The following is a 12867-nucleotide window of genomic DNA, read 5'->3' as shown; positions in this document are numbered from 1 at the left end:
AAATTTTTGATAAAAGAAAGTTTGTGATTTAAGATGGTTATATGATAAATAAGAGGAGGAATGTAAAGATGGCAACAAAAGTAGCACTAGGAAATTCCGGCTTAAATGTTAATCCAATTGGTTTTGGCGCTAACGCAATTGGAGGTCACAATTTATATCCTAATTTAGATGAAGAGGAAAATAAAAAATTACTAAAATATGTCATTAATTCTGGCATTGACTTTTTGGATACAGCTTACGTTTATGGCCTAGGACGCTCTGAAGAGTTGATAGGTGAAGTTGTTAAAGAGTTAGGTAATCGAGACCAATTAGTTATTGCTTCTAAAGGAGCACAAAACGGAGAAAATATTGATAACTCACCTGAATTCTTAAAAGAGTGTGTAAGAAAATCTTTAAAACGGCTGCAAACAGATTATATCGATCTATTTTATATTCATTTTCCTGATGAAAACACGCCTAAGGATGAAGCAGTTCAAGCTTTAAAAGAATTAAAAGATGAAGGTTTGATTCGTTCAATTGGTGTTTCTAACTTTTCGCTGGATCAATTAAAAGAAGCTAATAAGAACGGAGATGTCGATGTATTTGAAGGTTATTATAACCTATTGCATCGTGAACCGGAAAATGATCTATTCCCTTACTTACGGGAAAATAACATTTCATTTGTTCCTTACTTCCCATTCCAATCAGGACTTTTAACTGGTAAGTACAACGGCAATGAAACATTTCCTGAAGGAGATTTACGTGGTGGCCAAGAAGACTTTCAAGGTGATAAGTTCCAAGATAACGTCCAAAAAGTAAATCAGCTGAAAGAAATAGCGGAAGTAAAAAATACCTCAGTTGCCAATATTGTATTGGCGTTTTACTTACAGGTAGATGTTATCGATGCTATTATCCCTGGTGCTAAACGCGAAGAACAAGTAGATAGCAATTTACAAACCTTAAATGTTCAATTGACAGATGAAGAAGTACAAAAGATTGATAAAATATTTGCCTAAAACAAAAGCTTTACAAAGGGAGAGAATTTTCCTTTGTAAAGCTTTTTTTATATTGTTTCCACAAGAATTATTGTCGATCACCACTTTTCTTAAAAAAATGATTCTAGAATTTAAAAAACTAGAACTACTTTGCCAAACTAACTCAAGATTTCGGAAAAACTAGAGCTACTTTGTCAGACTAACTCAAGATTTCGGAAAAACTAGAACTACTTTGCCAGACTAACTCAAGATTTCGGAAAAACTAGAGCTACTTTGCCAGACTAACTCAAGATTTCGGAAAAACTAAAGCTACTTTGTCGGACTAGCTCTAAATTTTAAGAAAACTAGAACTACTTTGCCAGACTAGCTCTAAATTTTAAGAAAACTAAAGCTATTTTGCCAGACTAGCTCAAGATTTCGAAAAAACTAAAGCTACTTTAGCAGACTAACTCTAAAATTCAGAAATCTAGCTACTTTGGTATAAAGAATTTATAGGAGAAAGGGCTATAAAACTAAATATAGATAAAAAAGTAGCTAGACATCATAGGTCTAGCTACTTCTATCCAAACAATGCGGATGGTGGGACTCGAACCCACACGAGCGATATGCCCACAAGATCCTTAATCTTGCTTGTCTACCAATTCCAACACATCCGCAATCGACAAAAATTATTATATCAATATGTATATTTTTGTCAATAATAAATAAAAAATGAGCGTTTTTTCATTCATTTACCCTTCTCGAAAGTATCCATTTTCTTTCAGATCATTTGTATCTTCCTCAATCATACCCTTGAGTGAACGATTAAGTATACCCGCCTTTTTATTTTTTGCCTTCGTTTGTTCTCTATTAGATAACTCATTTTGATCATACTTATGAATACGCACATCACTGTTATCTTTTGACTTAAGATTAGTATCATCAGTCTCAAACATCAAATAATCCTCTTGAGATTTTTTCAACGAATTTAAAAGCTCTTTTTCTGACTTCTTATGTTCATTTTTATTGTTGGCCTCTGTCGCTGGCACGTATTTAGAAGCAAAATAGGACCTTCGATTATTTTTTCTTTGCAAAGAATCAGTCGGACTTTCATTTTTTGCAGTTGCGTGTGTATACGTGCTTCCAAAAGAAGAATTATGCTTAGCAGAATAATCGGGTAGATGCTTTTTATGTTCTTTTAGTTCATTTTCTTCATATTTAGTCAGACCGGTTTTTTCTTGGCTAACTTTTTTGGAACGGCGGATCCCTCTTTTTTTCTTATTTTGTTTCAACAATGTTTTCGTTAGCGGTGCATCATTATCCTCGGTTAGGATCCAAGGTTCATCATTTGAAAATGATGGATGATTTTTTTCAGATTGAAGTTTAACACCTGTCTCATCGGAGAAAGCAGGAAAACGAGAATGTTTTCGCTTAATTTGATTAATATCTTTCATGAAATTCATTCCCTTATTCGTATTTTTTCTTCATCATACCATAAAAAACAAGGCGATAACAGACTTCTTATCGCCGAGTTAGTTACAGTGACAAGGCTAAATTATTTTAGTATAAGTGAAAGTAATTTTATTTTATAAATGCTAACTCGAGGGAGAAGTCTTGGTAGATAAGAGTTTAGCTAATAAAAAAACAAATGATTGACGGCGCGGCGCCTGACAAATAGAAATGAGCTTTGAGTATACTTCGTTTTATAATGGCTTCTTATATTTGTGGATTATAAATTTTTCAAAATTAAGATTTCTTTCTACGTTTTTTAAAAGTTTTTTGCTATAATATAGTCTTGAAATCTTATTCTATCTTTTGTTATAAACAAAGGATTTCTGGAAAGAGGAAGGCTTATGAGAGATTTTGAAAAATCCGGTAAACTTGAAGGTGTCAGTTACGATGTAAGAGGACCGGTGGTAGAAGAAGCGGATCGTATGCAAGAAGAAGGGGTTAGTATTTTAAAATTAAATACTGGTAATCCTGCGACTTTTGGATTTGAAGCTCCGAATGAAGTGGTTCGCGACTTAATTATGAATGTACGAGAATCAGAAGGGTATTCTGATTCAAAGGGTGTTTTTTCAGCAAGAAAAGCGATTGAACAGTACTGTCAATTACGTGATTTTCCTGAAGTTTCAATTAATGACATCTATACTGGTAACGGTGTTAGTGAACTGATTACAATGTCAATGCAAGGGCTTTGTAATAATGGAGACGAAGTACTTGTACCTATGCCAGATTATCCTTTGTGGACAGCTTCAGTATCTTTAGCAGGTGGAAAGCCCGTTCATTATATCTGTGATGAGGCCAGTGAATGGAATCCGGATATAGATGATATTCGTTCTAAAGTAACTAGTAAAACAAAAGCGATTGTTTTGATCAATCCTAACAATCCAACAGGAGCAGTTTATCCTAAGGAAGTTTTAGAAGGCGTTGTTCAAATCGCTAGGGAATTTGATCTGATTATCTTTTCTGATGAAATTTATGATCGTTTAGTCATGGATGAATATAAACATATTCCCATTGCAACTTTAGCACCGGATCGTCCGATTGTGACCTTTAGTGGTTTGTCGAAATCTCATCGTGTAGCTGGTTTTCGTGTAGGTTGGATGGTAATCAGTGGGGACAAATCTCATATCAAAGACTATATTGAAGGCTTAAATATGCTTTCGTCTATGCGTTTATGTTCAAATGTTTTATCACAACAAATTATCCAAACAGCATTAGGCGGATATCAAAGTGTTGATGAACTACTACTTCCTGGTGGGCGAATTTATGAGCAACGAGAGTATATTTATAATGCGATTAATAGTATAGAAGGCCTTTCAGCCGTTAAGCCTAAAGCAGCTTTTTATATTTTTCCTAAAATTGATACCAAGCGTTTTAATATCTTGGATGATGAACAGTTTGTATTGGACTTTTTACACGAATATCATGTTTTATTAGTTCATGGCGGTGGTTTTAATTGGCAACAGCCTGATCATTTCCGAATTGTTTATCTGCCTAATTTAGATGATTTAAAATTAACGACAGAGAAAATGAAAGAGTTCTTGGCTACTTATAAGCAAAAATAAAAAATACTACGCTCATATACCCAAAGTGATGTATGTGAGCGTAGTATTTTTGCCTTTAATTGTCTTCTTTGATTTTACATGCTTTTTTACTAACAACCATTCGGCCATTATAACTATCAGCGATTTCTTTAGTTGGGTTGTCAATTTCAACTAAATATGAATTTTCATATTCTTTTGAAACCTGACCAGATAAGGTGGTGTTTTCCCACTCAAATGTTACTGTTGTATTTTCTACCATATCATCGGCTCCTATCTAATTAGTTGAGTCAAGTAAAAATACCTGGATGATACTTTTAGGCTTGTTTTAAGGGCAGACAAATTAAGCATTGCCAAATCCTCTTGCTAGACTATACTATTATTTTTTCTATGATGCAAGGATTATTTCATGGGGAAAAAACGGTGTAGACCATTCTTGACTTTACTATAAAATTAGCGTAGGTTAATTGTAGGAAAAGAAGCAAACGAGGAGAGATTAAAATGAGAGAATTTCTAGCAGCAGATAGGTTTTTTTTCGCGTCCCATGTTGAAGATAAGGGTTATTTAGAAATTGTAGATGGAAAATTTGGACAATACTATAAAACACTTCCCGACGAAAAAGTAAATATTATTGACCAAAGTGGTAAATGGATCGCACCTGGTTTAGTTGATACACATATTCACGGCTTCAAAAATCATGATGTGATGGATAATGATGCACAAGGAATGAATGAAATTTCAGAAGGGCTACTTTCTTGTGGCGTGACTTCCTTTTTACCAACAACCTTAACTTCAAGTAGAAAACATTTAAAAGATGTAGCTAAAATGTTAGGAGAGGTAAAAGGTAGCGAAAAAGGAGCTAAAATTCAAGGGATTTATTTTGAAGGTCCTTTTTTTACGGAAGAACACAAAGGCGCACAAAATCCTGCTTACTTTAGTGATCCGGATACTGATACTTTTCATGAATGGCAAGAAGCTTCTGGAAGTATTATTAAAAAGATCGCGCTTGCGCCCGAAAGAGATGGTGTAGAAGATTTCGTTAAACAAGTCAGTGATGAAGATGTGGTTGTATCTTTGGGCCACAGTAGTGCTACTTTTCAACAAGCATCTTCTGCGGTTGAAGCAGGCGCTGATGTTTTTGTCCATGCTTATAATGGCATGAGTGGTTTGAATCATCGTGAACCTGGGATGGTAGGTGCCTTGTTAACATTAAACGATGTGTATGCTGAACTGATTTGCGATGGCTATCATGTTCATCCTAAAGCAGCAGAATTGCTTATTCAAAAAATGGGCTATAATCGTGTTTCTTTAATTACAGATTGTATGATGGCTGGAGGAATGCCAGACGGCGATTATATTCTAGGAGAATTTCCAGTAGTTGTTAAAGATGGTACAGCTAGAATGAAAGAAGGAAACTTAGCTGGAAGTATTTTGAAGCTAAAAGAGGGTGTGAAAAACGTTGTAGATTGGAACATTGCCACACCAGAGCAGGCAATTACAATGGGAAGCTTGGTTCCAGCAATTAGCTCAAATATTGATGATAGCTGTGGAAGAATTAAAAAAGGTAGAGCTGCGGACTTTATTGTTTTAAATCCAGATATGACCTTGAGTGCTACTTATTTGGATGGACAAGAAAGATATCATGCTTAAATTCAATAAAAAAGACAAGTGAGTTTTTGCTTCACTTGTCTTTTTTTTCCTCATCCTTTATTCTGTCATGTATTTGCGATAATTCATTTTGCAACGCTTGTTCTTGTTCTTTTAACTTTGTTAAGTCGTTTTCTATTTCTCTTTGTTCTTCTGTTTCTGGTGGCTTTATAACAATATTTAAAAAGATAGCAACGCCAACGCCAATAAAGGTATCAACAATCCGATCGAGCGCTACAATAACTGATTCTGCTTGAGGTGTACTTAAGGTAATCAAGATAAAAGTAGCAATACCGGTAATGATGCCAGAATTGTTGTCAATTCCATCTTGAAAAATAACCACTATAGCGACTAATATAGGTAACAAGACTAGCCGTAAAAACAATGTGTGTGGGAAAAAGTGTTGTACCACAAGATAAATCATAGCAGCAACACTGCCCACTGTATTACCTAAAATACGTTCTTTTCCTATACTAACAGTCGATGTCATATCTTGCCGCAAAGAAACAACAGCTGCGATTGTTGCGATCAACGGATTATCCCGACCAAGAACATGAAAAAGCAAAACACACACTACCACAGATAAAGCAGTTTTGAATGTCCTCATTCCAAGCCTAAACCGACCGATACCGATATGCATAGTATTGGTGCTCCTCCCTATAAACATATTTTACTCAATTTTAGGTATTTTTTCCAGTGCTAGACAATGGATAAATAGCAAAAAGAAAATACGAGAAACCCCAGGGAAATTCCTGGAGCTTTGGTTTATTGAGCTTCCCAAAAACTACGCATTTCATCTAAGACTTGAATAACGTCAGTTGTCAGTGGAAGTGTTGTATTCTCATTTCCCTTAATAGTGTCTATCATATTTTGTACTTCATAATTTAAGGCATCTTTTGCGTTTCCAGCTTCAACGGTTTGCGTTTCCCCCGTGCGATAGGTAATTTCAGCTTGTTCAGCTCTAGGATACTCGTCAATCGTAATATATCCTTTTTCATAAGCAATAATTCCCTTTTTAGGCATTTTTGCTTGGAAAGACAGATTTACAGAAGCCATTTCGTTATGGTCATTTTTCAAAATTGTCATCGACGCTTCATCTACACCCGTTTCAAAAGGAATCATTTCGCTATATGTTACAGTGGGCGCTGAACTTAGGAAAAAACGGGCAAAAGAAACAGCATAAGTACCTATATCTAATAAAGCGCCTCCAGCTAAATCTGGGTTAAAGAAACGATTGTTAGGATTTGGCTCTTTGTAACTACCAAAAGGCGCTTGGATCATTTTTAATTTTCCTAGTTCACCTGAGTCGGCGATTTCTTTTAATTTTTGGTATAATGGCATATTAAAAATTGTCATTGCTTCTTGTAAAACGAGGTTATTTTCATTTGCCAGGTCTGTTTCTTCTTGTAGTTCAGCGCTAGTCATTGTCATTGCTTTTTCACATAAAACATGCTTTTCTTTTTGTAAAGCTTTTGTGATATAGTAGTGATGGATATTATTTGGCACTGCGATATATACCATATTAATGTCTGGATTATCTAACATTTCTTCAACTGTTTCGTAAGCACTAGAGACTGAATACTCTTTTGCAAAGGCTTTTGTTTTTTCAAAATCTCTAGCAGCAACGCCTGTGATACTACTTTCTGTACTTTTAAAGTTTTTAGCAAATTGATGGGCGATATCTCCTGTTCCTATGATTCCCCATTGATAATTTTGCATATTATCTCTCCTTATTTACATTTTTTCATTTTATTACCTAGTATAACAGATAGATGATAAAATTGACTAAATGTTAGAATAAAAAGTTTTTATTTATGGGATATTTTCAGTAAAATATGAATAGGAGGAATTTACAATGAATGATATATATATTGATTTGATCATTAGTACAATTATTGAAAATTATGGTTCTGAAGAAGCGTTTTATGAAGACCGCTTAGGCGTTTCACCCTATAGATGGCAAAATTGGAAAAAAGGTCGAGGTAATTTATCTCCTGAAGAAATGCAAAAAATCAAAAATCTTTTTAGTGACTATGAGTGGATGTTACTGCAAAAAGTCTTGCGCCAAACCATTATTTATCCGGAAAAAAGAATGATTGCTGTTTCTGAATTTCGTCGCATGAAAACTAAGATTGCAAGACAATGGCTCAATATCGGTCTTGCGACGGTGGAAATTCTCGATACAAAAGAAGAAAATAATTATGGACAGTATCTTGACATGCGGGTGACTATTCATTATGGTGAGTGGGGTTTTGATGATATTATCAATTTCCGTTTACCCGCTTATATTCAACAACAGATCGATAATGAACAAGTTGCGTTATTAGATTGGGTAAATGATAAATTAGAAGAAACTTATAATTCTTAATAGTAAGGAGGTGTCTAACTTTTTTGAAGCGTTATTTAAAAATCATTATATTGAGTATCGTTGTTGTTTTTTTAATCTATGGTATTAATCGCTTTGTAACAAAACCATTTGAAGAACCTGGCGAACAAGAAACTGTTGCAAAAGATTCAACTAGTAAAACTGAGGAAGGTCAAACACAAAACAGTAAAAATGATGACTTGCCTGATTCTTCAGTTGACGATTGGTCGCTTATTTTAGTGGGTCCAGATGATGCTTTAGAAAAAGACATCTCCGCTGATAAAATCGCAGATATTCCAAATACAAACATGCAATTGGACAAACGAGTGATAGAACCTTATCAAGAGTTTAGTGAAGCTGCACAAGAAGCAGGTTATCCTTTGGTTATTATTTCAGCTTATCGTTCGATAGACTATCAAAAACAAGTTTTTGATACACGTGTTGCACAGTTTGAAAATCAGGGAATGGATGAAAAAGAGGCAGAAGCTAAAACAAAAGAAACCTCTACTGAACCTAAACATAGTGAACATCACACGGGTCTGGCTTTGGACATTGTAGATGAAAATTGGCAACAATCCTATTCAGATGAGGTTTTGTCTGAAGATTTTGGTAAAGAAGACAGCGCTAAATGGTTAGCTGATCATGCAAGTGACTATGGATTTATTTTACGTTACCCTAAAGGCAAAGAAGAAATCACTAAGATTAGTTATGAACCCTGGCATTTTCGTTATGTCGGTAAAAAGAACGCCAAATATATAGAAGAACACGAGCTGACGTTAGAAGAATATCTTGATCAATTAAATGAAAAGTAGGTTGTGTATGGCAAGAAAGAAGAAAAATCAACTTAAAATGCCCGCGATAATTGTGGGTTTTCTCTTGATTTTAGTAGGGTTTGTTTTTTCCTTGATGAGTTTATCAGACCCTGTGAACAATAATAGCCCACTTGTTCATCAGGAAAATGAGGATATGACAAAACAGGAGTTTATTGACCGTCTACGCCCACATGCAGAAGAATTACAAGAAGGATATGGTATTCTCCCTAGTATTATTATCAGCCAAGCAGCATTGGAATCTAACTGGGGAAGTAGTCAATTAGCTCATGAGTATAATAATTTATTTGGCATCAAAGCCTATGGAAACCAAAACAAGGTGAATCTTGAAACAAAAGAGTATGTAAATGAGCAATGGATCACTATCGAAGGAGACTTTCGTGTATATCATTCTTGGGAAGATTCTATGGATGATCATACGATGTTATTTGTAAACGGTGTTGACTGGAATCCGCAAAAATATGAAGCTGTATTAACAGCGCAAAATTATCAAGAAGCTGCTGAAGCATTACAAGAAGATGGCTATGCGACAGATCCTGGTTATGCTGATAAAGTCATCGAAGTGATTGAAACCTATCAGTTAGACCAATATGACTAGAGGAGTTGGTTTAAAATGAGCGATCAATTTATCCCCAATATCACTACTGAATTGAGAAAAGATATTGTGAAAGTACCTGAAGCGATTCAAGAGGCAAGCGGGATTATTGTTTTTGGTAAGAAAATTCGATCGATTATTTATACAACAGATATTGCGATTATTCGCAATACGAACGCTAATGCTGTAATTGCAGTTTATCCTTTTACCCCCCACCCAGCGATTACAAAAAGTATTATTGAGGCAGCTGATATCCCTGTTTTCTCCGGTGTTGGTGGTGGTTTAACACAAGGTATCAGAGCCAACTATATGAGTCTTTTTGCAGAATCACAGGGGTCTATAGGTGTGGTGCTGAATGGCCCCACGCCAGTTGATACGGTAGAGGAGGTTTGTAAAATTGTCGATATTCCAGTTGTTTGTACTGTGACTAGCGCTTATTCTTTGATAGAAGAAAAGCTGGAAAGTGGTGTAAAAATTATTAACATCAGCGCTGGAAGGAACACGCCAGAAGTTGTCGCTTATTTTCGTAAACTCTATCCAGAATTGCCGATTATGGCTACTGGCGGTCCAACAGATGAAAGTATTCGGGCGACTATTCAAGCCGGAGCTAATGCAATTACTTATACGCCGCCTTCTAATGGGGAATTGTTCAGTAAAAAGATGGATCTATATCGACAACAAGAATTAGAAAAATATAAAAAGTTATATTGATTTAAAGTATGATGAAAATAGATACCCTTTTTGCTTGGTCAAAAGGGTATCTATTTGTGTATCGTTAAGTTTTGTATAAGATCTGATTACGATTGCGACTTGTGTTTTAAATAAATGCTAATTAAGCTCATTAAAAGCGCCCTTAAGTAGTTAGTAAGAAAAAGATTAGGGGCATAGACGCAAGTCGTCTGAAGCACTATAATTAATATAATAAAGAAAGTGAACAGGAGGTAAAAATGTTTTCCTTATTTATTTTGCTTTTTGAACGTGTGGGTCTTATTATACTGATCGCTTATTTATTATTAAATATGCCTTCTTTCAAACAAAGATTAACCAATCGCAAGAAGTGGTCCACGCAAGCGCTACTTATTCTGATTTTTGGTTTGTTCGCGATTATTTCTAATTTTAGTGGTATTGAAATACAGAACGGAGAAGTTTCTTCAAACATTTTATTAGCAAAATTATCCGAGCAAGCTTCTTCAGTTAATACTAGAACACTCACAATTGGCATCTCCGGAATAACTGGTGGTCCAATCGTAGGTATTGCAGTAGGTGCTATTTCAGGTATTGTACGTTTCTATCAGGGAGGGATCGATCCGCAAGTCTATGTTTTTTCTTCTTTGTTTATCGGCCTAGCAGCTGGTTTGTATGGACAAAAATTTATTAAAAAAGAAAGCTTTCCGCTACCCGCAAAAGGTGCACTAATGGGAGCAGGCGTAGAAATGATTCAGATGGCTTGTATTCTTTTATTTAGTAGTTCATTTACCGGTGCTTGGCAATTAGTTCGTTCTATTATTTTACCTATGACATTAATCAACAGTTTTGGCGTGGCGGTTTTTCTGTCTATTATTCATACGGCACAAAGACAAGAGTTACAAGCAAAAGCAATTCAAACTCACGATGTGTTGGAGCTAGCTAATGCTACGCTTCCTTATTTTCGTTCTGGTTTAGATGAACAATCTTGTAAAAAAGCGGCGGAAATTATAAAAAAATTTATGAAAGTTTCTGCGGTCAGTATTACCGATAAAGAACAAATTCTTGCGCATGTAGGTGTAGGAAGTGATCATCACCTTCCTTCTCATAAAATAATTACAGACTTGTCTCATGATGTTTTATACACAGGAGAAATTAACGAAGCACATTCTCATGCAGAAATTGGTTGTGATGTGCCTGGTTGTTTGCTTGAAGCGGCAATTGTCATCCCTCTAAAAACTGCAAGGGGGATTGTGGGGACGTTGAAGCTGTATTTCACAGATGCTGAAGAACTAACATTTGTTGAGCGACAATTAGCTGTAGGTTTAGGCAATATTTTTTCTAGTCAAATCGAGTTAGGAGAAGCAGAGGTCCAAGCTAGGCTTTTACAAGATGCGGAAATAAAATCTTTGCAAGCGCAAGTAAATCCGCATTTCTTTTTTAATGCCATCAATACCATATCAGCGCTGATTCGCGTGGATAGTGAAAAAGCAAGAAAACTATTGATACAGTTGAGCCAGTTTTTCCGTTCAAACTTACAAGGAGCACGTAAAAATCTTATTCCTTTAGAAAAAGAGCTCGAGCAGGTAAAATCTTATCAACTTTTAGAACAAGCACGTTTTCCAGATCGTTATACCGTCCATCTTGAGATAGAGGAAGGGTTGGAGAAAATTGTTGTGCCGCCATTTATCGTGCAAATCTTAGTGGAAAACGCTTTTAAGCACGCGTTTCGTTCAAGAAAAACGGATAATCATGTTTGGATTAATATATCTAAAAAGGAAGATGGTGTAAATATTCAAGTACAAGATAATGGCACGGGCTTGCCAGATAATATTGTTCAACAACTAGGTAAAGAGGTGATTTCTTCTCAAAAAGGGACAGGCTCTGCTTTAGAAAATTTAAATCGGCGACTCGTAAGCTTATTTGGAGAAAAAGCTTGTCTTACATTTGACTCCAGTCAAGAAGGGACACTTGTATCTTGTCTAATACCTATGAAAAAAGAGAGTGATTGAATGTACATTTTATTAGTAGATGATGAAGCTTTAGCTCGTAATGAGTTAAAATATTTATTAAAGCAGTGTGAAGGCGTTGCTTCTATTATGGAAGTAAGCACAGTACAAGAAGCCTTAGAAATTTTGCTGACTACGACCATTGATTTGGCATTTCTCGATATTCAATTAACGAATGAATCGGGTTTAGAATTAGCAGATAAAATAAAACAAATGCCTCATCCACCATTCGTTGTTTTTGCTACGGCTTACGATGAATATGCTATTGAAGCTTTTGAAAAAAACGCAAGGGATTATATCTTAAAGCCCTTTGAACTAGAAAGAGTACAAGAAGCAGTCGATCGTGTCCGCCAAAGTGGTCAATCGCAGCATTTATCTTTTGTCACAAAAGAACAAAGTCAAGCCAAACAGAATCTACCTATTCAGGATGAAGATCGGATTATTATGGTAAATATGGCTGATATTTTGGCTCTGGAAGCCTCAAAAGGCATAACAAAGATTTATACTAAGGATAAAACTTATCATACACAATCATCTTTAACTTATTGGCAGCAGAAGTTAGATGATGAAAGTTTTATGCGAGTCCATCGTTCCTTTATCGTTAAAATTGATGCTATTCACGAGATTCAACCTTGGTTCAACCATACCTATCAGTTAACGATCACAGATCAACTGAAAATTCCTGTGAGTCGGTCCTATATCAAAAGTTTCAAAGAAAGGCTAGGGTTGTGAAAATT

The 12867-nt window shown here is 35.4% G+C and carries 13 protein-coding genes and 1 tRNA gene; 9 read left to right on the top strand and 5 right to left on the bottom strand.

From position 1 onward, the window contains the following. The first annotated feature begins 68 nt into the window (after positions 1-68). Positions 69-995, top strand: coding sequence for an aldo/keto reductase (locus tag C7K42_RS02845; protein ID WP_014124925.1), 927 nt, complete (start codon positions 69-71; stop codon positions 993-995). Positions 996-1545: 550 nt separating this feature from the next. Here C7K42_RS02845 and C7K42_RS02840 read toward each other — a convergent pair. Both C7K42_RS02840 and C7K42_RS02835 read right to left on the bottom strand, forming a co-directional pair. Then, positions 1546-1630: transfer RNA gene (locus tag C7K42_RS02840), tRNA-Leu, on the bottom strand. 75 nt (positions 1631-1705) lie between these two features. Then, positions 1706-2407: a hypothetical protein gene (locus C7K42_RS02835; RefSeq protein ID WP_014124924.1), complete on the bottom strand. Its 702-nt coding sequence runs from the start codon at positions 2405-2407 to the stop codon at positions 1706-1708. 399 nt (positions 2408-2806) lie between these two features. Here C7K42_RS02835 and C7K42_RS02830 point away from each other — a divergent pair, with 399 nt between their 5' ends. After that, entirely contained in the window at positions 2807-4024 is a 1218-nt protein-coding gene (locus tag C7K42_RS02830; RefSeq protein ID WP_014124923.1) for a pyridoxal phosphate-dependent aminotransferase, read from the top strand. Between the two features lie 55 nt (positions 4025-4079). On the opposite strand, the gene C7K42_RS02825 is transcribed toward C7K42_RS02830, so the two are convergent. Further along, the gene (locus C7K42_RS02825) at positions 4080-4262 is read right to left on the bottom strand and encodes a hypothetical protein (RefSeq protein WP_014124922.1); all 183 of its coding nucleotides are present in this window, start codon (positions 4260-4262) and stop codon (positions 4080-4082) included. A gap of 239 nt (positions 4263-4501) precedes the next feature. On the opposite strand from C7K42_RS02825, the gene nagA reads away from it, so the two are divergent. After that, the gene (nagA, locus tag C7K42_RS02820) at positions 4502-5650 is read left to right on the top strand and encodes an N-acetylglucosamine-6-phosphate deacetylase (RefSeq protein WP_124175385.1); all 1149 of its coding nucleotides are present in this window, start codon (positions 4502-4504) and stop codon (positions 5648-5650) included. A gap of 31 nt (positions 5651-5681) precedes the next feature. Here the strand turns inward: nagA and C7K42_RS02815 are convergent, their stop codons facing one another. Both C7K42_RS02815 and C7K42_RS02810 read right to left on the bottom strand, forming a co-directional pair. Then, a complete protein-coding gene (locus C7K42_RS02815; RefSeq protein ID WP_371873143.1) occupies positions 5682-6281 on the bottom strand; it encodes an FUSC family protein in 600 nt (199 codons plus the stop codon). Positions 6282-6412: 131 nt separating this feature from the next. Further along, positions 6413-7366 carry a Gfo/Idh/MocA family protein gene (locus C7K42_RS02810; protein WP_103099517.1) on the bottom strand — a complete coding sequence of 318 codons (954 nt, stop codon included), beginning with the start codon at positions 7364-7366 and terminating at the stop codon, positions 6413-6415. A 136-nt stretch (positions 7367-7502) separates the two neighbouring features. On the opposite strand from C7K42_RS02810, the gene C7K42_RS02805 reads away from it, so the two are divergent. The 6 genes from C7K42_RS02805 (at position 7503) to C7K42_RS02780 (ending at position 12862) form a co-directional block, all read left to right on the top strand. After that, positions 7503-8015: a hypothetical protein gene (locus C7K42_RS02805; protein ID WP_014124918.1), complete on the top strand. Its 513-nt coding sequence runs from the start codon at positions 7503-7505 to the stop codon at positions 8013-8015. A gap of 23 nt (positions 8016-8038) precedes the next feature. Then, the gene (locus C7K42_RS02800) at positions 8039-8824 is read left to right on the top strand and encodes a M15 family metallopeptidase (RefSeq protein WP_103099518.1); all 786 of its coding nucleotides are present in this window, start codon (positions 8039-8041) and stop codon (positions 8822-8824) included. Positions 8825-8831: 7 nt separating this feature from the next. Further along, positions 8832-9440 (top strand): glycoside hydrolase family 73 protein, encoded by a 609-nt coding sequence (locus tag C7K42_RS02795; RefSeq protein WP_014124916.1) that lies wholly within the window; start codon positions 8832-8834, stop codon positions 9438-9440. A 15-nt stretch (positions 9441-9455) separates the two neighbouring features. Next, positions 9456-10148 carry a beta/alpha barrel domain-containing protein gene (locus C7K42_RS02790; protein ID WP_014124915.1) on the top strand — a complete coding sequence of 231 codons (693 nt, stop codon included), beginning with the start codon at positions 9456-9458 and terminating at the stop codon, positions 10146-10148. Positions 10149-10384: 236 nt separating this feature from the next. Beyond that, positions 10385-12133 (top strand): sensor histidine kinase, encoded by a 1749-nt coding sequence (locus C7K42_RS02785; protein ID WP_103099519.1) that lies wholly within the window; start codon positions 10385-10387, stop codon positions 12131-12133. Next, positions 12134-12862, top strand: coding sequence for a LytTR family transcriptional regulator DNA-binding domain-containing protein (locus C7K42_RS02780; protein ID WP_103099520.1), 729 nt, complete (start codon positions 12134-12136; stop codon positions 12860-12862). Positions 12863-12867: the final 5 nt, after the last annotated feature.

Origin of the sequence: Tetragenococcus halophilus subsp. halophilus DSM 20339 (assembly GCF_003841405.1) — a bacterium.
GTDB lineage: Bacteria > Bacillota > Bacilli > Lactobacillales > Enterococcaceae > Tetragenococcus > Tetragenococcus halophilus.
Note: the sequence above shows the minus strand (reverse complement) of the source record. Positions and strands in the feature narration are given on the sequence as shown.

Excerpts from the sequence above, each read along its gene's own strand:
- C7K42_RS02845 (WP_014124925.1), top strand. The coding sequence starts at position 69 with ATGGCAACAAAAGTAGCACTAGGAAATTCCGGCTTAAATGTTAATCCA.
- C7K42_RS02835 (WP_014124924.1), bottom strand. The coding sequence starts at position 2,407 with ATGAAAGATATTAATCAAATTAAGCGAAAACATTCTCGTTTTCCTGCT.
- C7K42_RS02830 (WP_014124923.1), top strand. The coding sequence starts at position 2,807 with ATGAGAGATTTTGAAAAATCCGGTAAACTTGAAGGTGTCAGTTACGAT.
- C7K42_RS02825 (WP_014124922.1), bottom strand. The coding sequence starts at position 4,262 with ATGGTAGAAAATACAACAGTAACATTTGAGTGGGAAAACACCACCTTA.
- nagA (WP_124175385.1), top strand. The coding sequence starts at position 4,502 with ATGAGAGAATTTCTAGCAGCAGATAGGTTTTTTTTCGCGTCCCATGTT.
- C7K42_RS02810 (WP_103099517.1), bottom strand. The coding sequence starts at position 7,366 with ATGCAAAATTATCAATGGGGAATCATAGGAACAGGAGATATCGCCCAT.
- C7K42_RS02805 (WP_014124918.1), top strand. The coding sequence starts at position 7,503 with ATGAATGATATATATATTGATTTGATCATTAGTACAATTATTGAAAAT.
- C7K42_RS02795 (WP_014124916.1), top strand. The coding sequence starts at position 8,832 with ATGGCAAGAAAGAAGAAAAATCAACTTAAAATGCCCGCGATAATTGTG.
- C7K42_RS02790 (WP_014124915.1), top strand. The coding sequence starts at position 9,456 with ATGAGCGATCAATTTATCCCCAATATCACTACTGAATTGAGAAAAGAT.
- C7K42_RS02785 (WP_103099519.1), top strand. The coding sequence starts at position 10,385 with ATGTTTTCCTTATTTATTTTGCTTTTTGAACGTGTGGGTCTTATTATA.
- C7K42_RS02780 (WP_103099520.1), top strand. The coding sequence starts at position 12,134 with ATGTACATTTTATTAGTAGATGATGAAGCTTTAGCTCGTAATGAGTTA.